Consider the following 22,606-nt stretch of genomic DNA (forward strand, 5'->3'; position numbering starts at 1 on the left):
AAAACCGGCTGGTGCGGGACCCGTCGTGGCACGCTGCTGGCATGTCAGAGTTGCCCGCACCCCGGTTTCTCGATGAACGTGTCGCGCATTGGGCGGCCACCAAACCCGATGCCGAGGCGGTGACCTATCTGCAGCGAAGTTGGACCTGGTCGCAATGGGACGACCGGGTCCGGCGGCTGGCCGGAGCGCTGGCGGCGCGCGGCGTCGGGCGCGGTGACGTCGTCGCGTTCCTGGACAAGAACCACCCCGCCTGCGTGGAGGCGACCCTGGCGGCCGCGTCGCTCGGTGCGGCCAACGCCATCATCAATTTCCGGCTGGCCGCCGAGGAATTGGATTACGTGATCAACGATTCCGGCGCCACCCTGCTGTTCGTGGGTGCCGAACTGATGCCGGCCGTCGAGGGCATCCGCGACAAGCTGCCGGCCGTCACCGAGATCGTCGAGGTCAAACCCGACGGGGAGGACGGGTACGAGGCGATGCTGGCCGCGGCCACCCCGGTCGGCAGGTCACCGGAGGCCACCCCCGACGACGTGTGCATCGTGATGTACTCCTCGGGCACCACCGGCCGGCCCAAGGGGGTCGCCCTGACCCAGGCCAATGTCGTCGCCCACACCGTCAACGCCTTCGACGGCTGGACCGCCGAACCCGGTGACAAGAACCTGGTCGCCATGCCGTTGTTCCATGTGGGCGGCACGTCGTACATGCAGTACGGCCTGCAGAACGGGGTGCCCAGCTATATGACCCGCGACGTCGACGGTGCCGCGCTGGCCGGCGGCATCCTCGCCGGGGCCAACCGGACCTTCCTGGTGCCCGCCGTGCTGGCCAAGGTGCTCGACACCGGCCCGGACGCGGTGAAGTTGTTCGGGGCGCTCAAGACCTACGCCTACGGTGCGTCGCCCATGCCGTTGCCGTTGTTGCGGCGGGCGCTGCAGGCTTGGCCGGACACCGAGTTCATCCAGGTGTACGGGCTGACCGAGGTGTGCGGCGTGGTCACCCGGTTGATGCCCGACGATCACCGTAGCGGCAACGAGGAGCGTCTGGTCAGCGCGGGCACCCTGATCCCCGAGGCCGAACTGCGCGTGGTCGACCCGAACACCGGCGAGGATGTGCCTACTGGTGAACAAGGCGAATTGTGGTTCCGCACACCGCAGTTGATGAAGGGTTATCTGAACAAGCCCGAGGCCACCGCCGAGGCCATCACCCCGGACGGCTGGTTCCGCACCGGCGACATCGGCCGGGTCGACACCGACGGTTACGTCTTCGTCGAGGATCGGCTCAAGGACATGATCATCTCCGGTGGTGAGAACATCTACTCGATCGAGGTGGAACGGGTGCTCGCCGAGCACCCGGCGGTGGCCGAGGTCGCGGTGTTCGGCGTTCCCGACGAGAAGTGGGGTGTGGCCGTCAAGGCCGTCGTCGCCTTGGACAAAGAGGCCGTCGGGGAGGCCGGCGAGGTTTCGGCCGACGATCTGATCACCTGGGCGCGGGAACGCCTGGCCGCCTACAAGTGCCCGAAGACGGTGGACTTCCTCGAGGCGCTGCCGCGCAACCCGACTGGCAAGATCATGAAGAAGGACTTGCGCAAACCACACTGGGAGGGTCGCGATCGCGCCACCGTTTGACGCGCCGCTCGACGACCTGCTGGAGCGGCTGCACATCGTCGCCCTGCCGATGCGGGTGCGGTTCCGCGGGATCACCGTGCGCGAGGTGGCGCTGATCGACGGGCCCGCGGGCTGGGGTGAGTTCGGGGCGTTCCTGGAGTACGAGCCGCCCGAGGCCGCGCACTGGCTGTCGGCGGGAATCGAAGCGGCGTACGGGGATTCACCGGTGCCGCGACGGGACCGGGTGCCGATCAACGCGACCGTGCCCGCGGTGCCCGCCGCGCAGGTGCCCGAGGTGCTGGCCCGGTTCCCCGGGGCGCGGACCGCCAAGGTGAAGGTCGCCGAGCCCGGCCAGAGCCTGGCCGACGACGTCGCCCGGGTGGCGGCGGTGCGGGCCCTGGTGCCCGTCGTGCGGGTGGACGCCAACGGGGGCTGGACGCTGGAGCAGGCGGTGCGGGCGGCCGCCGCGCTCGGGCCGCTGGAGTACCTCGAACAGCCCTGTGCCACCGCAGAAGAGCTCGCGCAACTGCGCCGGCTGGTCGACGTACCGGTGGCCGCCGACGAGTCGATCCGCAAGGCCACCGATCCGTTGCGGGTGGTCAGGATGCGGGCCGCCGACATCGCGGTGGTCAAGGTCGCCCCGCTCGGTGGGGTGGGCCGGCTGCTGGACATCGCCGCGGCGGTCGGCATCCCGCTGGTGGTGTCGAGTGCCCTGGATTCCGCGGTCGGGATGTCCCGCGGTCTGCTGGCCGCGGCGTGCCTACCGGAGTTGCCGCACGCCTGCGGGCTGGGCACCGGCGGCTTGTTCGTCGAGGACGTGGCGGAGGTCGCGTTGCCCACCGACGGCTTCCTTCCGGTCGGCCCGGTCGTTCCCGACCCGGCCCGGTTGGCCGGGTTGGCGGTGCCGGCGGATCGGCGGCAGTGGTGGATCGAGCGGGTGCGGGAGTGCTACCGGCTGCTGTGATGGGCCGGGTATCGGTGCCCCAGTTCCGGGTGACACATGGTTGCCGAAAGCGATATCGCATGCGATATCGCTTTCCGGACTCGAGTGCGGCTCAGAACAGGTCGTCCAGCGACGGCGGACGGCCGCACAGCTTCTGCACCACCCACTGGTTCAGCGAGACCCGCTGCTCGGCCGCCTCCACCATCAGCTTGCCGTGCAGCACGGGCGAGGTGCGCACCACGAACCGGCCGTTGTACTTCCCGGCGTCGGGGGACCACTCGGCGCGATACGTGTAGCGCGGCATGGCCGGATCATCACCCGCGGCACCGACACCGATTGCGTACCCGACTACGCTATGCCGCGCCGGCCGGCCGGCCGACGCTGAATGTCATGACTGGAATGCAGGTCGGCCTACTCGACATCACCGTTGCCGGAAAACCGCGGGTGGACACCTTCACCCGCGCCAATTACCTGGGTGCGGTCGCGGCGCGGGCCGACTCGTTCTGGGTTCCGGACCATCTCAACGCGTTGTTCCCGCGCGCCCTGTGGAAACCCGAATACTGCGGTATGGCGCGGCTGAGCCCGTCGGTCGACGCATTCCTGGAGCCATGGACCATGCTCGGAAATCTGGCCGCGCGCAACAGGTTCCGGCTGGGACTCGGGGTGTGTGTCACCGACACCGGGCGGCGCAACCCCGCGGTGACCGCGCAGGGCGCCGTCACCATGAGCCGGCTGACCAGGGGCCGGTTCATCCTGGGTATCGGCACCGGGGAGCGGGAGGGTAACGAACCCTACGGGGTGGACTGGTCCAAACCGGTGGCGCGGTTCGAGGAGGCGCTGGCGACCATCAGGACGCTGTGGAACTCCCACGGCGAACTGGTGAACCGGGATTCCCCGTACTTCCCGCTGCGCAATGCGCTCTTCGATCTGGCGCCCTACCGAGGCACCTGGCCGCCGATCTGGATCGCCGCGCACGGCCCGCGGATGCTGCGCATCGCGGGGCGCTACGCCGACGGCTACTTCCCGGCGTTCCCGCACACGCCCGAGACCTATGCCCAGCGACTCGACGCGGTGCGGTCGTCGGCCTCCGACGCCGGACGCGACCCGGCGGCGATCACCCCCGCGCTGTGCCTCTCGGTGATCACCGGCCGCACCGACGGCGAGGTGGAGGCCGCGCTCGAAGCGGAGGTGATGCGGGCGGCCTGCCTGACCGCACCCGACGAGATGTTCGCCAAGCACGGCCTGCAGCACCCGCTGGGTGTGGGGTTCAGCGGGGCGCAGGACATACTGCCGCAGGAGTGGGACGAACAGACCGCGCTGTCCTACATCAAGGGCGTCACCCCGGAGCTGACGCGCGATCTCGGGTTGGTCGGCACTCCCGCCGAGGTGCTGGACAAGGCCGCCGCGTGGCGTGACGCCGGGGTGCGGCACATGGTGCTGATCAACGGAGCCACGCTGCAGCGCAGCGCGACGAAGGCGCTGGCGGCGACGATCCCGTTCACCAAGGTGATGCGCGGGCTCAAACGGCTCTGACCTCATGTCCTGATCTGTGGGGACCATGTCCTGGACGCCATCGCCGCCGGCGGTCACGATGGGACGGTGACCCGATCGGTGGTGATCCTCGGTTTCGGCGGGGTGCAGGGCCTCGACGTCGTCGGGCCGTTCGACGTGTTCACCGGCGCCAGCATGCAACTCGCGGCCGAGCGGCGCGCGGATGGTTATGACGTGCGGCTGATCTCGGTGGACGGGCGCCCGATCGCGACCATGACCGGGCTGGAGTTCGTCGCCGCGCCTGCGCCGGATCCCCGCGAGCCCATCGACACCGTCGTCATTCCCGGCGGCTTCGGCGTCGAGGAAGCGCGCAGCAACCCCGCCATCATCGAGTGGATCCGTACCGCGGCCGGCAGTGCCCGCCGCGTCGTCACCGTCTGCTCGGGAGCATTCCTGGCCGCCGAGGCCGGACTGCTCGACGGCTGCACGGCCACCACGCATTGGGCGTTCGCGCCGCGGCTGGCCGACGAATACCCCGATGTCACGGTCGACCCGGAGCCCATCTTCGTGCGCAGTTCCGATCAGGTGTGGACGGCCGCCGGCGTCACCGCTGGCATCGATTTGGCCCTGCACCTCGTCGAGGACGACCACGGCACCGAGACCGCCCAGACGGTCGCCCGGTGGCTGGTGCTCTACCTGCGCCGCCCCGGCGGCCAGACCCAGTTCGCGGCGCCGGTGTGGATGCCGCGGGCCAAACGTGCGCCCATCCGCCACGTGCAGGAGGCCATCGAATCCGAACCCGGCGCCGCACACAGTATTTCGTCCCTGGCACAACGGGCCGCGATGAGCCCGCGGCACTTCACCAGGTTGTTCACCGAGGAGGTCGGCGAGGCGCCCGGCGCGTATGTCGAGCGGATCCGGACCGATGCCGCCCGCCGTCAGCTGGAGGAAACCGACGACACCGTCACCGCGATCGCCGCCCGCTGCGGATTCGGCAGCGCCGAGACGCTGCGCCGCAACTTCGTTCGGCGGGTTGGTGTTTCCCCGGATCAATACCGTAAATCGTTCTCGTAGAGGAGAAGTCATGCAGATCGCCATCGTGTTGTACCCCGGATTCACCGCGCTCGATTTCATCGGCCCGTACGAGTCACTGCGCTGGCTGCCCGATGCCGAGGTGCGCTTCGTCTGGCACGAACCCGGACCCATCACCGCCGACTCCGGGGTGCTGGTGGTCGGCGCGACGCATTCCTTCGGCGAGACCCCCTCGCCCGACGTGATCCTCATCCCGGGGGGATTCAGCACCGTGGAGCAGACCCGCGATCAGGCCCTGCTGGACTGGGTGCGCCGGGCCCACCGCACCGCGACGTGGACGGCATCGGTGTGCTCCGGCTCGATCATCCTGGCCGCCGCGGGTGTGCTGGACGGCAAGCGGGCCACCTCGCACTGGGCCGCCCTGCCCGCGCTGCGCACCTTCGGTGTCGAGCCGGTCGGCGACGAGCGGATCGTGCACCAGGGCGACGTGGTGACCTGCGCCGGTGTGTCGGCGGGTATCGACCTCGGGTTGTGGCTGGCGGCCGAGATCGCGGGGGAGGACCGGGCCAAGGCCATCCAGTTGTCCATGGAGTACGACCCGCAGCCCCCGTTCGACTCCGGGCACTTCTCGAAGGCGTCCACCGCGACCAAGGCGTCGGCCACCGCCCTGATGTCGCGCGAGCTGTTGAAACCCACCGCCCTGAAGGCCACCACGTTGCTGCTGTGGGACCAGGCCATCAAGAAGGTGCGCGCCCGCAAGTAGGGTCGGCCGGGTGAACCTGGCTTACGACGACCGCGGTAGCGGTGATCCCGTCCTGTTCATCGCCGGCCGTGGCGGCGCCGGTCGCACCTGGCACCTGCATCAGGTACCCGCGTTCCGGCGCGCCGGCTACCGCGTCATCACCTTCGACAATCGCGGCATCGGTGCCACCGAGAACGCCAGCGGCTTCACCACCGAACAGGTGGTCGCCGACACCGCCAAACTGATCGACGACGTCGTCGGCGGCCCGGTGCGGGTCGTCGGGGTCTCCATGGGCTCCTTCATCGCGCAGGAACTGATGCTGGCCCGCCCGGACCTCGTCACCCAGGCTGTGGTGATGGCCACCCGCGGCAGGCACGACAAGGCCAGGGAGTTCTTCAGCACCGCCGAACGCGAACTGGCCGCGGCCGGCATCGCGCTGCCACCGGCCTACGACGCCAAGATCCGATTGCTGGAGAGCTTCTCGCCCAAGACCCTCAACGACGACCGCGCGGTGATGGACTGGGCCGAGATGTTCACCATGTGGCCCACCAAGCCCACGCCCGGGCTGCGCAGCCAGCTGGACGTCGCCCCGAAGACCAACCGGCTGCCCGCCTACCAGAGCATCACGGCACCGGTGCTGGTCATCGGGTTCACCGATGACGTCGTCATGCCGCCGCACCTGGGCCGGGAGGTGGCCGACGCGATTCCGCGCGGCCGGTACCTGGAGATCGGTGACGCCGGGCACCTCGGTTTCATCGAGCAGCCCGACACGGTCAACACCGCCATCCTGGAGTTCTTCGGGGAAGGCCGCACGGAGTTGCCCATCGAGGCCGCCCCGGTCGGCCGGGCATAGGCTGACGTGGTGAACCCCTCGACGACCCAGGCGCGCGTCGTCGTCGACGAGCTCATTCGCGGCGGCGTGCGTGACGTGGTCTTGTGCCCCGGTTCACGGAACGCGCCGCTGGCCTTCGCCCTGCACGACGCCGACCGCGCCGGGCGGATCCGGTTGCACGTCCGGATCGACGAACGCACCGCCGGATATCTGGCCATCGGCTTGGCGGTCGGCGGCGGGATGGCCCCGGTGTGCATCGCGATGACCTCCGGCACGGCGGTGGCCAACCTCGGGCCCGCGGTGGTGGAGGCCAACTACGCCCGGGTGCCGCTGATCGTGCTGAGCGCCAACCGGCCCTACGAACTGCTGGGCACCGGCGCCAACCAGACCATGGAGCAGCTCGGCTATTTCGGTAGCCAGGTGCGGGCCAACATCAGCCTGGGGCTGGCCGAGCACCGCTCCGAGACCGACCTGGCCGCCCTGAACGCCCAGTGGCGCTCGGCCACCTGCCGGGTGCTGGTCGCCGCCACCGGCGCGCGCACCGCCAACGCCGGCCCCGTGCAGTTCGACATCCCGCTGCGCGAACCGCTGGTCCCCGATGCCGACGACCACCACGACCAGACGCCGGCCGGACGGCCGGACGGCAAACCGTGGACCTACACCCCGCCGGTCAGCTTCGACCAGCCGCTGGACATCGACCTGACCCCGGACACCGTGGTGATCGCCGGGCACGGCGCCGGCGTGCATCCCAACCTGGCCGCGCTGCCCACCGTGGCCGAGCCCACGGCGCCGGCGCCGGCGAACCCGTTACATCCGCTGGCCCTGCCGCTGCTGCACCCCAAGCAGGTCATCATGTTGGGCCGGCCCACCCTGCACCGCCCGGTGTCGGCGCTGCTGGCCGATCCCGCGGTGCCGGTCTTCGCGCTGACCACCGGACCGCGCTGGCCCGACGTGTCCGGCAATTCGCAGGCCACCGGCACCCGCGCGGTCACCACCGGGGCACCCGAGGCGGGCTGGCTGCGCCGCTGCGCCGAAATCCACCGGCGCACCCTGGCCGCGGTGCACAGCCAGCTGAAACAGCACCCACTGACCACCGGCCTGCACGTCGCCGCCGCGGTGGCCGACGCCCTGGCCGACGGTGACCAGCTGGTGCTCGGCGCGTCCAACCCGGTTCGCGACATGGCGCTGGTCGGACTGGCCGCACCGGGCGTGCGGGTGCGGTCCAACCGCGGCGTCGCCGGTATCGACGGCACGGTCTCCACCGCCATCGGGGCCGCGTTGGCGCATGACCGCGGTGGCGAGCCGCCGCGCAAGACCATCGCGCTGATCGGCGATCTGACCTTCGTGCACGACAGCTCCGGGCTGCTGGTCGGGCCCACCGAGCCGCGCCCGAAGAACCTGACCATCGTGGTGTCCAACGACAACGGCGGCGGCATCTTCGAACTGCTCGAACAGGGTGATCCCCGGTTCTCCGACGTGTCCTCGCGGATCTTCGGCACCCCGCACGATGTGGACGTCGGTGCGCTGTGCCGCGCCTACCACGTCGACAGTGCCCAGATCGAGGTCGACGACCTGGCCGGCGCGCTGGCGCAACCGTACGACGGGATGCGGGTGCTGGAGGTGAAGGCCGACCGGTCGTCGCTGCGGGCGCTGCACGCGTCGATCAGGGCGGCGCTCTAGTGCCGACCTGGGCCCGACGGCTGGAAGCCTTGTGGCGCAGCATGATTCCGCACCTGCTTGGCGACGGTACCGAAACCAGGGCGCAGCGGGTGGTGCGCCGCGTCCGGGTCGGTATCGTGCTCGCGGCCGCGCTGGTGACGTTCCAGTCGGTGCTGTTGGTGATCGGCGCCTGGGTCAACGACCGGCAGATCGAACGCAATATGGGGGTGGCCGCCGCCGAGGTGCTCGACGCCGGCCCGCGCCGCTCGACCATCGAATTCGTCACCCCCGACCGCGTCACCTACCGACCCGAACTCGGGGTGCTCTACCCGTCGGAGCTGGAGAACGGCATGCGCATCTACGTCGAGTACGACAAGACCGATCCCGACCTGGTCCGGGTGCAGCACCGCAACGCCGCGCTGGCGATCGTCCCGGCCGGATCCATCGCGGTGCTGGGCTGGCTGATCGCGGGCGCCGCGCTGGTCGCGGTCGAGGTGGTGGCCCGGCGCGTCACGCCGAGTCCAACAACTTCTTGAGCCAGTCGTCGTCGAAGATGTCGACCTTGCGGTCCTTGTTGAGGTCGTAGACGGTCGGTGTCCCGGTGCCGGTGGGGTCGATCTCGTAGAGGAACTCGAAGTTCATGTCCTCCATCGCCTGTGCGTCGACCGCCGCGTCGCCGGCGGCCATCTGCTGGGCCTGCTCGTCGGGCACGCCCGCCTTACGGGCCATCGCGGCCAGTTCGTCGTCGGTGGGGCCTTTCCCGCCGGGATCCTGATTGGCCCACAGCTCCTCGACGAACCGCTGGAAGGCGACGGCCGGGGTGTGCTTGCCGGCGCCGGCCAGGAACAACGCGTTGGCGACCCGTTCGGAATGGTGATTGCCGTCCTGGTCCAGGAAGGTCATCGGCCGATAGGTGACCTGCAGCGCCCCCACGCCGATGTAGTAGCGGATGGCGTCCCCGAAGTCGTGCTGCAGGTCGGCGCAGTGGGTGCACTGCGGCTCGGTGAAGATCTCGATCCGGGCCGGCGCCTCCGGGAATCCCGCAACCACACCGAATCCGTCCTTGCTCACCTCGGTCATCGGTCGCACCGGATCGGGCCGCGCGGCGCCGCTGACCTGCCTGGCGCACCCGACCCCGGTCAGCAGCGTCAACGAAGCCAGCACCACCAACCATCGACGCACAGGGCAACCGTACCGCTGTCGCGCTGTTCGCACGCCATATGCCGGCACGCAACCGCGTGGTCAACCGCCGCTGCGACAGTGGGCTCGTGCGCGTTGCAATCGTTGCCGAATCCTTCCTCCCGAATGTCAACGGCGTCACCAACTCGGTGCTTCGGGTGATCGAGCACCTCCGCCGCACCGGTCACGAGGTCATCGTCATCGCCCCCGACACCCCCCGCGGCCAGGCGCCGGCCGACCGGGTGCACGACGGCGTCCGCATCCATCGGGTGCCGTCGATGATGTTCCCGAAGGTCACCTCGCTGCCGCTGGGCGTGCCCCGCCCGCGAATCGTCAACGTGCTGCGCGGATTCGATCCCGACGTGGTGCACCTGGCCTCGCCCGCGCTGCTGGGCTGGGGTGGGGTGCACGCCGCCCGACACCTGGGTGTGCCGACGGTGGCGGTGTTCCAGACCGATGTCGCCGGGTTCGCCCAGAGCTACGGGGTCGGCATGCTGTCCCGGGCGTCCTGGACGTGGACCCGGCGGCTGCACAGCAAGGCCGACCGTACCCTGGCGCCATCCACCGCGGCAATGGAAGACCTTGCGGCCCATCGTATTCCGCGGCTGCACAAGTGGGGCCGCGGTGTCGACATCACCGGTTTCGTGCCGTCGGCCCGCGACGAGGCGCTGCGGCGCAGGCTCTCACCCGCCGGCTTGCCGATCGTCGGGTTCGTCGGCCGGCTGGCCCCGGAGAAGCACGTGGAACGGCTGGCCGGATTGGCCGCCCGCGACGATCTGCAGGTGGTGATCGTCGGCGACGGTGTCGACCGGTCCAAGCTGGCGAACCTGATGCCCCGCGCGGTGTTCACCGGGGCGCTCTTCGGCGCCGAGCTGGCCACCGCCTACGCCAGCATGGACGTGTTCGTACACCCCGGTGAACACGAAACCTTCTGCCAGGCCGTGCAAGAGGCGATGGCCTCCGGCCTTCCGGTGATCGCGCCGAACGCCGGCGGGCCCCGCGACCTGGTCACCCCGATGCACACCGGCCTGCTGCTGGGCGTCGATGAATTCGAGACCCGGCTGCCCGGCGCCGTCGACCACCTGATAGCCGAGCGGGCCCGCTATTCGGCGGCTGCCCGGCGCAGCGTGCTCGCCCGCACCTGGCCCGCGGTCTGCGACGAACTGTTGGGCCACTACGAGGCGGTCATCGGTCTGCGCCGGCGCGCGGCCGCCTGAGTTCGACCTAGCCCTGGGCCTCGATGGCCACCGGCTGCCATTCTTCCCACGTCCTGAGCCGGCTTTCGTAGTCGGCCTTGGCCAGGGACAGCGGCAGCTCGCCGAAGAACACCCGCAGCGGCGGCTCTTCCGCGTCGACGATCTTGAGCACCGCCGCGGCCGACGCCTTCGGGTCACCGGACTTCGAGGTGCGCGTGGCGCGGGCCCGCTGGGCGGCCTCCCGCGCCTCGTCGTAATCCGGCAGCGGCGTCGCGTGTTTGGCCGACGAGCCGGCCCAGTCGGTGGAGAAGCCGCCCGGTTCGATGAGCGTCACGTGGATGCCCCACGGCGCCACCTCCTGCGCCAGCGACTGGGAGAAGCCCTCCAGCGCCCATTTGGAGGCGTGGTAGATGCCCACCAGCGGGAAGGCCGTGATGCCGCCGATCGAGGACACCTGGATGATGTGCCCGCTGCGCTGCGCCCGTAGGTAGGGCAGCGCGGCCTGGGTCACCCACAGCGCACCGAACACGTTCGTCTCGATCTGGTCGCGGGCTTCGGCCTCCGACAGCTCCTCGATGAAGCCGAACTGCCCGTACCCGGCGTTGTTGACCACCACGTCGAGCCGGCCGAACCGGTCGTGGGCCTGCCCGACCGCCGCGAAGTCGGCCGCCCGGTCGTTGACGTCCAGGCGCAGCGGCAGCAGCGCGTCACCGTATTTGTCCGCCAGGTCGTCCAGCGTGGCGGTGTCGCGGGCCGTCGCGGCCACCTTGTCACCGCGCTCCAGGGCGGCGATCGCCCATTCCCGGCCGAAGCCCCGCGACGCCCCCGTGATGAACCAGACTTTCTCCGTCATATCGTCCCTCTCTTCTTTCCTGCACCTGATCGTTTTCAAGGCCGCCACCGTCGAGGCCATTCCCGCAAGCACGAGACTCACAGGTAGTTTTGGTGCGGTGAACCGCGCGACGCTGGAGAAAGACCCACACGAGGTGGCGTCGATGTTCGACGCCGTGGCTCGCCGCTACGACCTGACCAACACGGTCATGTCGCTGGGGCAGGACCGGTTCTGGCGGCGGCAGACGCGGGCGGCGCTGGGCATCGGGCCGGGGGACACGGTGCTGGACCTGGCGGCCGGCACCGGGGTGTCGACGGTGGAGCTGGCGGCCTCGGGCGCGTGGTGCGTGGCGGCCGATTTCTCGGTCGGCATGCTGGCCGCGGGCAAGGGGCGGGCGGTGCCGAAGGTGGGTGCGGACGCCACCGCGCTGCCGTTCGCCGACGGGGTGTTCGACGCGGTGACCATCAGCTTCGGCTTGCGCAACGTCGTCGACCACGTGGCCGGCCTGCGGGAGATGGCCCGGGTGACCCGCCCCGGCGGACGGCTGGTGGTGTGCGAATTCTCCACCCCGACCAACCGGGCCTTCGCGACGGTGTACAAGGAGTACCTGATGAAGGCGCTGCCGGCGATGGCGTCTGCGGTGTCCAGCAACCCGGATGCCTATGTGTACCTGGCCGAGTCGATCCGGGCGTGGCCCGACCAGGCCGCGCTGGCCGGCCGGATCGCCGAGGCCGGCTGGGGCTCGGTGCGCTGGCGCAACCTGACCGGCGGCATCGTCGCGCTGCATGCGGCGGTGAAACCGCCCGTCGACTGAGGCGGACAGGCGTGAGTGTTCCCGTGCTGGCCGTCGCCGGCCACCTCGGCGCCGGTAAGACGACCCTGCTCAACCATCTGCTGCGCAACGGCTCCGGTGCGCGAATCGGCGCTCTGGTCAACGACTTCGGCGCCGTCAACATCGACGCGATGCTGGTCGCCGGCCAGGTGGACGCGATGGCTTCGCTGGCCAACGGCTGTATCTGCTGTGTCACCGACGACGGCGAGGTGGCCGAGATGCTCGGCAAGCTGGCGGCGGTGAAACCCCGGCTGGACCTGATCGTGGTGGAGGCCAGCGGTGTCGCCGAGCCACCCGCACTGGCCCGGACCATCATGGCGGTGGACGACAACAGGTTTCACTACGCCGGCCTGGTGCTGGTGGTCGACGCCGTCGCGCCCACCGGCTTGGAGCACGGCGCGCGCGTCGCCGACCTGATCGTGCTGAACAAGGTGTCGGTCGCCGAGGACCTCGAGGCGGTGCGCGGGACGGTGCGGGCGCTCAACCCGGTGGCGCCGGTCGTGGCCACCGATTTCGCCAAGGTCGACCCCCGGCTGTTGATCGACCCGGCACCCCGGCCGCCGCGCGCGCAGATGTCCTTCGACGAGCTGCTGCACGACGAGCATCACGACCATGACCATCCGGCCTATCAGAGCATCGAATTCCGGTGTGACACCGCGCTCAATCCGCGGTTGTTCATGAACCTGTTGCGCGACCGGCCCCAAGGGCTGTACCGCGCAAAGGGTTTCGTGGACTTCGGCCCGGCGCACCGGTACCTGCTGCAGTTGGTCGGCGGCTCGGTGCGCTTCGAGCGCACCCGCCGGGCCGGGACCGAGCTGGTGTTTATCGGCACCGAGATCGACGCCGATGCGCTGCGGTCCGCGCTGGACGAGTGCGTCCGGGTGCCCGCCGACGAGCAGGGGATCCTGGGCGTGCTCAAGTTCGTGGTGTAGGTATCCTGGCCGCTCATCGGAAAACTGAGGAGCGGTGTTGTTCAAGGTCAACGAGTATTTCGACGGTGACGTCGCATCGATCGCCTTCGCGACGGCCGACGGGCCCGCGACCGTCGGCGTGATGGCGGTCGGCGAATACGAGTTCGGCACCTCGTCGGTGGAGATCATGCATGTCGTCTCCGGCGCGTTGACCGTCAAGCTGCCCGGCCGCGACGAGTGGGAAACCTTCGCCGCCGGAACACAGTTCACCGTGCCGGCCGACAGCTCGTTCGGGGTTCGCACCGACGTGCAGACCGCCTACCTCTGCGAGTACCGCTGACCATCACGCGAGCGGCCGTGTCTGCACAGTGACACGCCGCAGAACGTGGCGTTTTGGGGCCGCTCAGCTGAACGGCTTGCGCTGATCCAGCCGGCGTGAGGCCCGGCCGGCGGTCCGCCACAACCGGGCGATCCAGTCCTCGTCCTCGTCGGTGACCAGGTTGCCCATCACCCGCACCGCGACGGTCATCAGGAAGTCCGAACGCATCGCCAGCGGGCCCGTCGCAGGCAGGAACCGCGGATAGGTCAGCAGCAGGGCCAGCCGTCGCGCCACCGAGAACCCGCGCGCGTAATGCTCGGTGAGCACGGCGGGCCACGCGGCGGACAGGTCACCGCAGTCCAGCAGTTCGGCGGCCAGCCGCCCGGTCTCCAGCCCGTAGTCGATGCCTTCCCCGTTGAGCGGGTTGACGCATGCGGCCGCGTCGCCGATCAGCATCCAATTGGGTCCGGCCACACCGGATACCGCACCGCCCATCGGCAGCAGCGCGGACAGGCCGGCGCGCGGCTCGGCGGGGAAACCCCATTCCTCCCGCCGCAATCCGGCGTAGTAGGACATCAGCCGCGGCAGCCGGACATCGGCGGGCCGCTTCGCGGTGGCCAGGGCGCCCACCCCGATGTTCACCTCGCCGTTGCCCAGCGGGAAGATCCAGCCGTAGCCGGGCAGCACATCGCCTTCGGGGGAACGCAATTCGAGGTGTGATGTGAGCCACGGTTCGTCGGCGCGCGGGCTGGAGACATAACCGCGGATGGCCACCGCGTAGACGGTGTCCTGATGCCAGCGCCGTCCCAGCACGCGGCCCAGCGTCGAGCGCGCACCGTCGGCGACGATGACGGTGCCGGCCGCGATCTCGGTGCCGTCGGCGAGCACCAGCGCGGTCACCCGCCCTCGCGAGTCACGCTGGGCGTCAACCACCTTGGTGCCCAACAGCATCTTGGCGCCCTCGTCCGCGGCGGCCATGCGGATGCGGTCGTCCAGTTCGGTGCGCGGCACCGCGCTGCTGGTGGACGGGAACGACGGTCCGGGCCAGCGGATCTCGACGTCGGCCCCGAATCCGGACATCCGCAGACCGTGGTGCCGGATCCGGCCGTCCAGCCAGCCCCCCAGCCCGAGTCGTTCCAGCTCGGCGACCGCGCGCGGCGTCAGCCCGTCGCCGCAGGCCTTGTCGCGCGGGAACTGCGCCGAGTCGATGACCAGCACGTCCCGCCCCGCGCGGGCGGCCCATGCGGCCGCCGAGGAACCGGCCGGCCCGGCCCCGACGACAACCACATCTGCTCGCCTCATAACGCCTCACAGTATGTTGGACGAATGAGGACACCGGCGAGCGTGGTGGCGGGGGTGGACTTCGGGGATCCGGAGTTTGCCGCACGGGTGCGCGAGGGGGTAGCCCGCGTCGAGGATCTGATGTCCACCGAGCTGGGCAAAGCCGATGAGCTGATGGCCGAGGCCGTCCAGCACCTGTTCCAGGCCGGCGGTAAGCGCTTCCGGCCGCTGTTCACGGTGCTCTCGGCGTCGCTGGGACCGCAGCCGGACCACCCCGATGTGGCCATCGCGGGTGCGGTGATCGAGCTGGTGCACCTGGCCACCCTGTACCACGACGACGTCATGGACGAGGCCCAGGTCCGCCGCGGCGCGGACAGCGCCAACGCCCGCTGGGGCAACAACATCGCCATCCTGGCCGGTGACTACCTGTTCGCGACGGCGTCGCGGCTGGTGTCGCGGCTGGGCCCGGACGCGGTGCGGGTGATCGCCGACACGTTCGCCCAGCTGGTCACCGGCCAGATGCGGGAGACCCGCGGCGCGGTGACGGGCGCCGACGAGGTGGAGCACTACCTGAAGGTGGTCTACGAGAAGACGGCGTGCCTGATCGCCGCGTCGGGCCGGTTCGGGGCCACCTTCTCCGGCGCCGGCGAGGAGCAGATCGAGCGGCTGGCCCGCCTCGGCGGCATCGTCGGCACGGCCTTCCAGATCTCCGACGACATCATCGACATCGACAGCGATCCCGACGAATCGGGCAAGCTGCCCGGAACCGACCTGCGGGAAGGGGTGCACACCCTGCCGGTGCTGTACGCCCTGCGGGAACCCGGCGCCGACGGCGACCGGCTGCGGGTGCTGCTGGCCGGGCCCGTCGACGACGATGCGGAGGTGGCCGAGGCGCTGGCGCTGCTGCGCCGGTCGGCGGGCATGACGCGGGCCAAGGAGGCGGTCGCCGAGTACGCCCGCCAGGCCCGTGCCGAGCTGGCCCTGTTGCCGGACGGGCCGGGGAGGGCCGCGTTGGCGACGCTGGTGGACTACACGGTCAACCGGCACGGCTGAGCGGGTGCGCAGGAACCTGCGGGGGCTGAGCGGCGTTACATGTTGCGACGACTCTCGTAGGAAGGGAAACCGATGACCTGGCATCCACATGCCAACCGGATGAAGACGTTCGCGCTGCTGGTCGGTATGTCGGCGCTGATCGTGTTCATCGGGTCGCTGTTCCGTAACCCGTCCATCCTGTGGTTGTCGGTGCTGTTCGCGGTCGGCATGAACGCCTACGTCTACTTCAACAGCGACAAGATGGCGTTGCGGGCCATGCACGCGCAGCCCGTCACCGAGATGCAGGCACCGGCGATGTACCGGATCGTGCGCGAACTGGCGACCACCGCGCGCCAGCCCATGCCCCGGCTGTACATCAGCGACACCGATGCGCCCAACGCGTTCGCCACGGGGCGCAACCCGCGCAATGCCGCGGTCTGCTGCACCACCGGAATCCTGCGCATCCTCGACGAGCGTGAACTGCGCGCCGTGCTGGGCCACGAGCTGTCGCACGTGTACAACCGCGACATCCTGATCTCCTGTGTGGCCGGCGCCCTGGCCTCGGTGATCACCGCACTGGCCAATATCGCCATGTTCGCGGGCATGTTCGGCGGGAACCGCGAGGGCGGCGCCAATCCGTTTGCCCTGCTGCTGGTCTCGCTGCTCGGCCCGATCGCCGCGACGGTGGTGAAGCTGGCGGTGTCCCGGTCGCGGGAGTACCAGGCCGACCAGTCCGGCGCCGAGCTGACCGGTGACCCGCTGGCGCTGGCCAGCGCGCTGCGCAAGATCGCCTACGGCGTGCAGGCCGCGCCGCTGCCGCCCGAGCCGCAGCTGGCCGACCAGGCGCACCTGATGATCGCCAACCCGTTCCGGGCGGGGGAGAAGATCGGCAAGCTGTTCTCCACCCACCCGCCGATCGAGGACCGGATCCGCCGCCTGGAGGGGATGGCGGGCCGCCGCCTCTGACGACAGCGAGTTCGGCGCGCTTACCCGCGCTCACCGCGTGTCAGCGCGCCGAAATCGCCGAACGAATGGTCCCGATGACACGTTCGGGGTAGGCGGTGATGTCCAGCCAGGTGAACCGCAGCACTTGCCAGCGGTTCAAGATCAAGTAGTTCTGTCGGCGCCAGTCATTCCGGAATTTCTCGGGGTCGCTGTGGAAGGCCCAGCCGTCGATCTCGATGGCCACGCCGTGGTCGGGAAACGCGATGTCGATCAGGTACGGACCTGCCGGATGATTGGTCAGCCAGCCGGTGATACAGGCCGCGCGCAGCGCCTTGACCACCAGCCGCTCGGCTTCCGACCGTGCGCCGTCTTGGGCGGCGTAGAGCATCCGTCTGGACGACGGCGAGCCATACCGGCCCTTGTTGCGCAGGTGCGCCTGCCAGAGTTCGCGCAGCTGCGAACCCCGTTGTAGGGCGGTGTCCATGACGGCGGCCCCGCCGCCGGGCCGGGCGGCCGCTTCCACGACGGTCAACGGTAACGCCGTCACACAGAGCCCGCGGCAGTACACCAGGTCGGCTGGGGCGAGATCCCGCCGACGCACCCGGCACCCGGCCCGTCGTCTGCCGTGACTATTCCTCGGCACGGTGACCTCGGTGACCTCGGGAGTGAAGCGGGTCAGGCCGTGCCACCAGGCCGCCGCGAGACCGGACGCGGCGGCATGGTTGCCGTATCCCCAGACGGCAGAACGGATTCGGGCCGCGTCAGTGAAGGGGCGGTCGTCGACGAAATAGACGCCGCGTGCACACCGCCGCCAGTGTCCGGATGCGACGAGGCGTTGGACGCTATCCGCGCTGAGTCCGCAGGCCTTGGCCTGGCCGAGGGTGATGACGCCGTCGTGTCTACGGAGCAGATCGTCGAGCACATCGGTTCTGACGCCGCGGGAGCGGCCACGGTTCCCCCGACAGCGAGTTCGGCGCGCTCACCCGCGGTCACCGCGGGTAAGCGCGCCGAAGTCACCAGGTCAGGCCGCGCCGACCAGGGTCTCGACGTAGGTGGGGGTGACCCGCAGTACGCCGGCGCTGGCAATGTCGTAGAACAACCCGATCACCTCGATGCCGGGCCGGCCGGCGACCAGAGGATGCTGCGACAGGGTCTGCACCTGCACCGCGATGTTCACCATCGACAGCTGGTCCACCCGGCCGAAGCCGGCCGCCGCCGCCGACCGGGCGACCGGATGGCCGCCGTCGCCGAACGTCTCGAGCGTCGGGTTGCCGTGCGCCAGCCAGGATTTCAGGTGTGCGTCGTCCGGTGCGCCGTGCAGCAGTGCCTTCATCGCGCCGCAGCTGGAGTGCCCGCACACCACGATCGAGGACACGCCGAGCTGGTCCACCGCGAAGGCGATGGCCGCCTCCACCGAGGCATCCTTCTGCCCGGCCGGGACGATGTTGCCGACGTTGCGGACGGTGAACAGGTCGCCGGGGCCGCTGCTGGTGATGACGTTGGGCACCACCCGGGAGTCCGCGCAGGTGAGGAACAGCGTTTCCGGCTGCTGCTCATCGGCCAGCTCCTTGAGGTGCGGGAGCAGCACCGGCGCGGTCCTGCGGTGGTAGGTGGCCAGGCCGTCCAGCACCGACGGCGCCTGCTTCTCCTGCCAGGAGCTCCACGGCACCACACCCGAGCGCTTGTCGAACGGGGTGAAGGCGCGCTCCGGCGGTCCGTCGATCGCACTGTTCATCTCGACGGCACCGACATCGTGGATGTGCACGCTGCCGCCGGTCGCCTCGTGCTGGTGACGCCACTGCTCGATGGCCTCGTGTGCGGCGTGGTCGATGAAGTCGACGGACAGCTCGACCCTGACGCTCGTACCTTCCGGGATCGAGCCCAGCACGCTGGTCAGTCGTGGCAGCGACAGGAAGGTGCACGAGCCCTCGATGTCGACGCGCCAGTGGTTCTCCGACACCTCTTCGGCGGCGATCTTGGCGCGGACCACCCGCCACACCGTCAGCGCGACGGCCAGCGCCAGCCCGATCAGCACACCCTCCAGCAGGTTCAGGAACACCACGCACAGGATGGTGACCAGATAGACCGCGAGATCGCCTGTGCGACGGGCGGTTTCGATATGTGCGAGCTTGACCAGTTGCACGCCGATGACGATGAGCAGTCCGGCCAGCGCGGCCGACGGGATCAGCTGCGCCAAGCCGGCGAACGGGATGGCGAACACCAGGATCCACACCCCGTGCAGGATGGCCGAGGCCCGAGTCTTGGCGCCGACGGCGACGTTGGTGGAACTGCGCACGATGACACCGGTGACGGGCAGGCCGCCGACGGCGCCCGAGGCGATGTTGGCCGCGCCCTGCCCGATGAGTTCACGGTCGAAGTTGGTACGCGGGCCGGTGTGCATGCGGTCCACCGACACCGCCGACAGCAGGCTCTCCACACTGGCGATCAGGGCCACCGTCAGCACGCCGGTGGCGAAGGCGCCCCAGTTGCCGTCGGGCAGGCTGGGCAGCGCCAAGGCGTCCAGCAGCGAGCCGTCCAGCTTGATCCGGGCCACGTCGAAGGGCAGCAGCACCGACAGCGCCGTCACGCCCACGATGGCGACCAGCGGGCCCGGCACCTTGCGGATACCTGCGGGCACCCAGCGCCAGCCCACCAGGATCGCGATCACCAGCGCACCGAGGAACAGTCCGGGGCCGTGCGCGGCGAAGAGCTGGCCGGGCAGTTCGGACACGTTGGCCCAGGCCGAGCTGTGCGAGCTCCCGCCGAGCAGCACGTGCACCTGCTGCAGCGCGATGGTGACACCGATACCGGCCAGCATCGCGTGCACGACGACGGGGGAAATGGCCAGCGCCGCGCGGGCGATGCGGCTCAGGCCGAACAGCACCTGCAGCACGCCGGCGCACACGGTGATGGCGCAGGTGACTTTCCAGCCGAACTCGGCCACCAGGCCGGCGACGATCACCGTGAGGCCGGCGGCGGGACCGCTCACCTGCAGGGGCGAACCGCCCAGCGCGCCGGCGACGATGCCGCCGACGGCGGCGGCGATCAGACCGGCCAACACCGGTGCACCGGAGGCGACCGCGATACCCAGGGATAGCGGCAAGGCGACCAGGAACACCACCAGTGAGGCGGGTAGGTCATACCGCAGAATTGTTTGTCGCATGTGAAAACTCCATCGCGGGAATGTGGGCACAAACGACGTCTTTGTCGCCGTTGAAACGAAATAGCTTGCCGTGCAGATCTTTACGATGAACTGCAGGCAATTGCTAAGGGCGAGAGTATTTATCGTGCTGACGGACGGTCAAGGAAGATCCGGACTTGCATATCGAACCCAAATCTTCTGCTGTGTGATGTCTTTCATTGTGCTGTGAAAGGTTTTGTACCGCAGATTGTTTCGTCGCGTGTCACTCGACCTGGGGCAAAGTGATGTGAGTCATATCGTTGTAACATCTAAGAACTCGCTATGAAGTCCGTGACAGTACCCTGCACGATCCGCAGAATGGGTGTATGGCCACGATGTCGCTACCTCCTCGTACCCACCAGCCCCGCCAGGCGATCCTGGGCCAGCTGCCCAAGATCCATCGCGCCGACGGGTCGCCCATCCGGGTGCTGCTGGTGGACGACGAGCCGGCGCTGACCAATCTGGTCAAGATGGCTCTGCACTACGAGGGCTGGGTTGTGGACGTGGCGCACAACGGCAAAGACGGGGTGGCCAAATTCGACGAGACCGAACCCGATGTGGTGGTGCTCGACATCATGCTGCCCGATATCGACGGCATGCAGATCTTGCAGCGGGTGCGGGAAGCGCAGGGTTACACCCCGACCCTGTTCCTCACCGCGAGGGATTCGGTGCTCGACCGGGTGTCCGGCCTGACCGCCGGTGCCGACGACTACATGACCAAGCCGTTCAGCCTGGAGGAGCTGGTGGCCCGGCTGCGCGGACTGCTGCGCCGGTCCAGCCACACCACCCCGCCCGCCGACGAGGTGTTGACGGTCGGCGATCTCAAGCTCGACGGTGCCAGCCGCGACGTCACCAGGGACGGCGTCCCGATCGCGCTGACCGGCACGGAGTTCGAACTGCTGCGGTACCTGATGCGCAATCCGGGCCGGGCTATCAGCCGCGCCGAGATTCTGGACCGGGTGTGGAACTACGGCTTCGGCGGCAAGTCCAGCATCGTCGATCTCTACATCTCGTATCTGCGTAAGAAGGTCGACACCGACCGTGCGCCGATGATCCACACGGTGCGCGGCGTGGGTTACATGTTGCGGCCGTCCAGCGATCCGGCGTGATCTGGTGGCCCCGGTCGCTGCGCCGGCAGTTGGTGCTCGGTGTGACGGCCATCGTCACCGTCGTGCTGCTGGCGGTCGGCGTGCTGTCGGTGTACAGCCTGCGCACCTACGTGGGGACCATGGGCGATACCGAGTTGTCGCGCTCACTGGCGGCGTTCAGTCATTCGTTCCACAAGTTCCAGCTCAAGCAGGATGACGACGGGCATGTGATCGACGGCGATGCCCTGTCGGCGTTCGTCGGGCAGGCCCCGGGCAATCTCATCGCGGTCGTGCACGACGGCGAGGTGGTGCAGTCGGCGGTGTTCTCCGACGGGGAACCGCGGCCCGCGCCGCGCGCGGTGGTGGCCGCACTGGACGACGTGGACTGGTCCCGGTCCGGGCCGCGGACGGTGAAGCTGCCCGAGCTGGGCGCCTACCGGATGGCCGCCGAGCAGTCCAGTGACGGCGACTTCCTGGTGTGCGGGGTGTCGCTGGACAGCGCCAACCAGGTGATCGCCCGCAAGACGATGACGCTGGCGGTGATCATCGTCGTCGCGCTGGTGGTGACGGCCTTGGGCACGGTCATGGTGGTCCGGTACGCCTTGCGGCCGCTGCGCCGGGTCGCGTCGACCGCGGCCAAGGTGGCCACGCTGCGGCTGGACGCCGACGATCACCGCATCACCGCACGGGTGCAGGCGCGCTACACCGATCCCGACAGCGAGGTCGGTGTGGTGGGCGAGGCGTTGAACCGGTTGCTGGCCAACGTCGACAGCGCGCTGGCCGAACTGGCTGCCTCCGACCGGCGGACTCGGCAGTTCCTGATGGACGCCAGCCACGAACTGCGGACCCCGCTGGCGGCGATCCAGGGGTACGCCGAGCTGACCCGGCAGGACAGTGCCGAGCTGCCGCCGACCACCGAGTACGCCCTGGCGCGCATCGAGGCGGAGGCCCGCCGGATGACGGGTCTGGTGGGGGATCTGCTGCTGCTGACCCGGCTCGGGGAGGGACAGGACCTGGAATCCGACGACGTCGACCTGGGTGACCTGGTGGTCGACGCCGTGAACGACATCGCGGTGTCGGCTCCGTCGCACCACTGGGTGACGCAACTGCCCGACACGCCGGTGTGGGTCCGCGGTGATCGGGCCCGGCTGCACCAGGTGCTCGGCAACCTGCTGACCAATGCGCGGATGCACACCCCGCCCGGCGTGACGGTGACGATCGGGCTGGGCACCGATGGCGACCATGCCCGGCTGACGGTCACCGACGACGGTCCCGGAATTGACACGGAATTGTTGCCGAACCTGTTCGGCAGATTTGTCCGCGCCGACAAATCCCGGTCCCGGGAGTTGGGTAGCACCGGCCTCGGGCTGGCCATCGTGGCGTCCATCGTGGAAGCTCACAAAGGTTCGGTGAGCGTCGAATCATCGTCTGAGAAAACGACTTTCACCGTCATTCTGCCGCTGGTGTCATCCCCGGTATTGGTATGAATTCGGCCTGAATTGCCATTGTT

21 protein-coding genes and 1 pseudogene are annotated in these 22,606 nt (G+C 69.5%); 16 read left to right on the plus strand and 6 right to left on the minus strand.

Going from position 1 to position 22,606, the window contains the following annotated elements; all coding sequences use genetic code 11:
* Positions 1-41: 41 nt before the first annotated feature.
* Together BN977_RS21675 and BN977_RS21680 are read left to right on the plus strand one after the other, a co-directional pair.
* Positions 42-1,622 (plus strand): long-chain-fatty-acid--CoA ligase, encoded by a 1,581-nt coding sequence (locus BN977_RS21675; RefSeq protein ID WP_036401433.1) that lies wholly within the window; start codon positions 42-44, stop codon positions 1,620-1,622.
* Positions 1,606-2,565 (plus strand): o-succinylbenzoate synthase, encoded by a 960-nt coding sequence (locus tag BN977_RS21680; protein WP_036401437.1) that lies wholly within the window; start codon positions 1,606-1,608, stop codon positions 2,563-2,565. Before BN977_RS21675 ends, BN977_RS21680 begins: the two co-directional genes overlap by 17 nt.
* Positions 2,566-2,656: 91 nt before the next feature.
* Here BN977_RS21680 and BN977_RS21685 read toward each other — a convergent pair.
* Positions 2,657-2,800: pseudogene (locus tag BN977_RS21685) on the minus strand (toxin-antitoxin system HicB family antitoxin); the annotation flags it as partial.
* 134 nt (positions 2,801-2,934) lie between these two features.
* Between BN977_RS21685 and BN977_RS21690 the strand changes: the two are divergent.
* The 6 genes from BN977_RS21690 (at position 2,935) to BN977_RS21715 (ending at position 8,836) form a co-directional block, all read left to right on the plus strand.
* On the plus strand, positions 2,935-4,077 hold the full coding sequence (locus BN977_RS21690) for an LLM class flavin-dependent oxidoreductase (RefSeq protein ID WP_024450752.1): 1,143 nt from the start codon (positions 2,935-2,937) through the stop codon (positions 4,075-4,077).
* 66 nt (positions 4,078-4,143) lie between these two features.
* Positions 4,144-5,109 carry a GlxA family transcriptional regulator gene (locus BN977_RS21695; protein ID WP_109790262.1) on the plus strand — a complete coding sequence of 322 codons (966 nt, stop codon included), beginning with the start codon at positions 4,144-4,146 and terminating at the stop codon, positions 5,107-5,109.
* Positions 5,110-5,119: 10 nt separating this feature from the next.
* Positions 5,120-5,830 carry a DJ-1/PfpI family protein gene (locus tag BN977_RS21700; RefSeq protein ID WP_036401443.1) on the plus strand — a complete coding sequence of 237 codons (711 nt, stop codon included), beginning with the start codon at positions 5,120-5,122 and terminating at the stop codon, positions 5,828-5,830.
* Between the two features lie 10 nt (positions 5,831-5,840).
* Positions 5,841-6,662, plus strand: coding sequence for an alpha/beta fold hydrolase (locus BN977_RS21705; RefSeq protein WP_024450749.1), 822 nt, complete (start codon positions 5,841-5,843; stop codon positions 6,660-6,662).
* 9 nt (positions 6,663-6,671) lie between these two features.
* Complete coding sequence (gene menD / locus BN977_RS21710; protein ID WP_036404134.1) at positions 6,672-8,321, plus strand: 2-succinyl-5-enolpyruvyl-6-hydroxy-3-cyclohexene-1-carboxylic-acid synthase; 1,650 nt, start codon at positions 6,672-6,674, stop codon at positions 8,319-8,321.
* 41 nt (positions 8,322-8,362) lie between these two features.
* Positions 8,363-8,836: a DUF3592 domain-containing protein gene (locus tag BN977_RS21715; RefSeq protein WP_046872883.1), complete on the plus strand. Its 474-nt coding sequence runs from the start codon at positions 8,363-8,365 to the stop codon at positions 8,834-8,836.
* On the opposite strand, the gene BN977_RS21720 is transcribed toward BN977_RS21715, so the two are convergent.
* Positions 8,811-9,482, minus strand: coding sequence for a DsbA family protein (locus BN977_RS21720; protein WP_036401445.1), 672 nt, complete (start codon positions 9,480-9,482; stop codon positions 8,811-8,813). The two genes, BN977_RS21715 and BN977_RS21720, sit on opposite strands and share 26 nt — an antisense overlap.
* Positions 9,483-9,568: 86 nt before the next feature.
* Between BN977_RS21720 and BN977_RS21725 the strand changes: the two genes are divergently transcribed.
* Positions 9,569-10,696: a glycosyltransferase family 4 protein gene (locus BN977_RS21725; protein WP_036404136.1), complete on the plus strand. Its 1,128-nt coding sequence runs from the start codon at positions 9,569-9,571 to the stop codon at positions 10,694-10,696.
* A gap of 7 nt (positions 10,697-10,703) precedes the next feature.
* On the opposite strand, the gene BN977_RS21730 is transcribed toward BN977_RS21725, so the two are convergent.
* Positions 10,704-11,528 carry an SDR family oxidoreductase gene (locus tag BN977_RS21730; protein WP_036401448.1) on the minus strand — a complete coding sequence of 275 codons (825 nt, stop codon included), beginning with the start codon at positions 11,526-11,528 and terminating at the stop codon, positions 10,704-10,706.
* A 97-nt stretch (positions 11,529-11,625) separates the two neighbouring features.
* On the opposite strand from BN977_RS21730, the gene BN977_RS21735 reads away from it, so the two are divergent.
* Genes BN977_RS21735 through ppnP form a run of 3 tightly spaced genes read left to right on the plus strand, consistent with a single transcriptional unit; the run spans position 11,626 to position 13,590 of the window.
* Positions 11,626-12,321: a demethylmenaquinone methyltransferase gene (locus tag BN977_RS21735; RefSeq protein WP_024450743.1), complete on the plus strand. Its 696-nt coding sequence runs from the start codon at positions 11,626-11,628 to the stop codon at positions 12,319-12,321.
* A gap of 11 nt (positions 12,322-12,332) precedes the next feature.
* Positions 12,333-13,271 (plus strand): CobW family GTP-binding protein, encoded by a 939-nt coding sequence (locus BN977_RS21740; RefSeq protein WP_234709652.1) that lies wholly within the window; start codon positions 12,333-12,335, stop codon positions 13,269-13,271.
* 34 nt (positions 13,272-13,305) lie between these two features.
* Positions 13,306-13,590, plus strand: a complete 285-nt coding sequence (gene ppnP, locus BN977_RS21745; RefSeq protein ID WP_234709653.1) for a pyrimidine/purine nucleoside phosphorylase — start codon at positions 13,306-13,308, stop codon at positions 13,588-13,590.
* Positions 13,591-13,653: 63 nt separating this feature from the next.
* On the opposite strand, the gene menJ is transcribed toward ppnP, so the two are convergent.
* Positions 13,654-14,871, minus strand: a complete 1,218-nt coding sequence (gene menJ / locus BN977_RS21750) for a menaquinone reductase MenJ (protein ID WP_036401450.1) — start codon at positions 14,869-14,871, stop codon at positions 13,654-13,656.
* Positions 14,872-14,895: 24 nt separating this feature from the next.
* Here menJ and grcC1 point away from each other — a divergent pair, with 24 nt between their 5' ends.
* Together grcC1 and htpX are read left to right on the plus strand one after the other, a co-directional pair.
* On the plus strand, positions 14,896-15,903 hold the full coding sequence (gene grcC1, locus BN977_RS21755) for a nonaprenyl/(2E,6E)-farnesyl/geranylgeranyl diphosphat synthase (RefSeq protein ID WP_036401452.1): 1,008 nt from the start codon (positions 14,896-14,898) through the stop codon (positions 15,901-15,903).
* A gap of 72 nt (positions 15,904-15,975) precedes the next feature.
* Positions 15,976-16,848: a zinc metalloprotease HtpX gene (gene htpX / locus BN977_RS21760; protein WP_024450738.1), complete on the plus strand. Its 873-nt coding sequence runs from the start codon at positions 15,976-15,978 to the stop codon at positions 16,846-16,848.
* Between the two features lie 40 nt (positions 16,849-16,888).
* On the opposite strand, the gene BN977_RS21765 is transcribed toward htpX, so the two are convergent.
* Positions 16,889-17,749 carry a type IV toxin-antitoxin system AbiEi family antitoxin domain-containing protein gene (locus BN977_RS21765; RefSeq protein WP_036401455.1) on the minus strand — a complete coding sequence of 287 codons (861 nt, stop codon included), beginning with the start codon at positions 17,747-17,749 and terminating at the stop codon, positions 16,889-16,891.
* 99 nt (positions 17,750-17,848) lie between these two features.
* Positions 17,849-19,990 carry a SulP family inorganic anion transporter gene (locus BN977_RS21770; protein WP_036401457.1) on the minus strand — a complete coding sequence of 714 codons (2,142 nt, stop codon included), beginning with the start codon at positions 19,988-19,990 and terminating at the stop codon, positions 17,849-17,851.
* A gap of 344 nt (positions 19,991-20,334) precedes the next feature.
* Here BN977_RS21770 and BN977_RS21775 point away from each other — a divergent pair, with 344 nt between their 5' ends.
* Entirely contained in the window at positions 20,335-21,117 is a 783-nt protein-coding gene (locus BN977_RS21775; protein ID WP_024450735.1) for a response regulator transcription factor, read from the plus strand.
* Positions 21,114-22,583, plus strand: coding sequence for a sensor histidine kinase (locus tag BN977_RS21780; RefSeq protein ID WP_051561794.1), 1,470 nt, complete (start codon positions 21,114-21,116; stop codon positions 22,581-22,583). Before BN977_RS21775 ends, BN977_RS21780 begins: the two co-directional genes overlap by 4 nt.
* The last annotated feature ends 23 nt before the right edge of the window (positions 22,584-22,606 follow it).

It is taken from the genome of Mycolicibacterium cosmeticum (genome assembly GCF_000613185.1).
Taxonomy (GTDB): Bacteria; Actinomycetota; Actinomycetes; order Mycobacteriales; family Mycobacteriaceae; genus Mycobacterium; species Mycobacterium cosmeticum.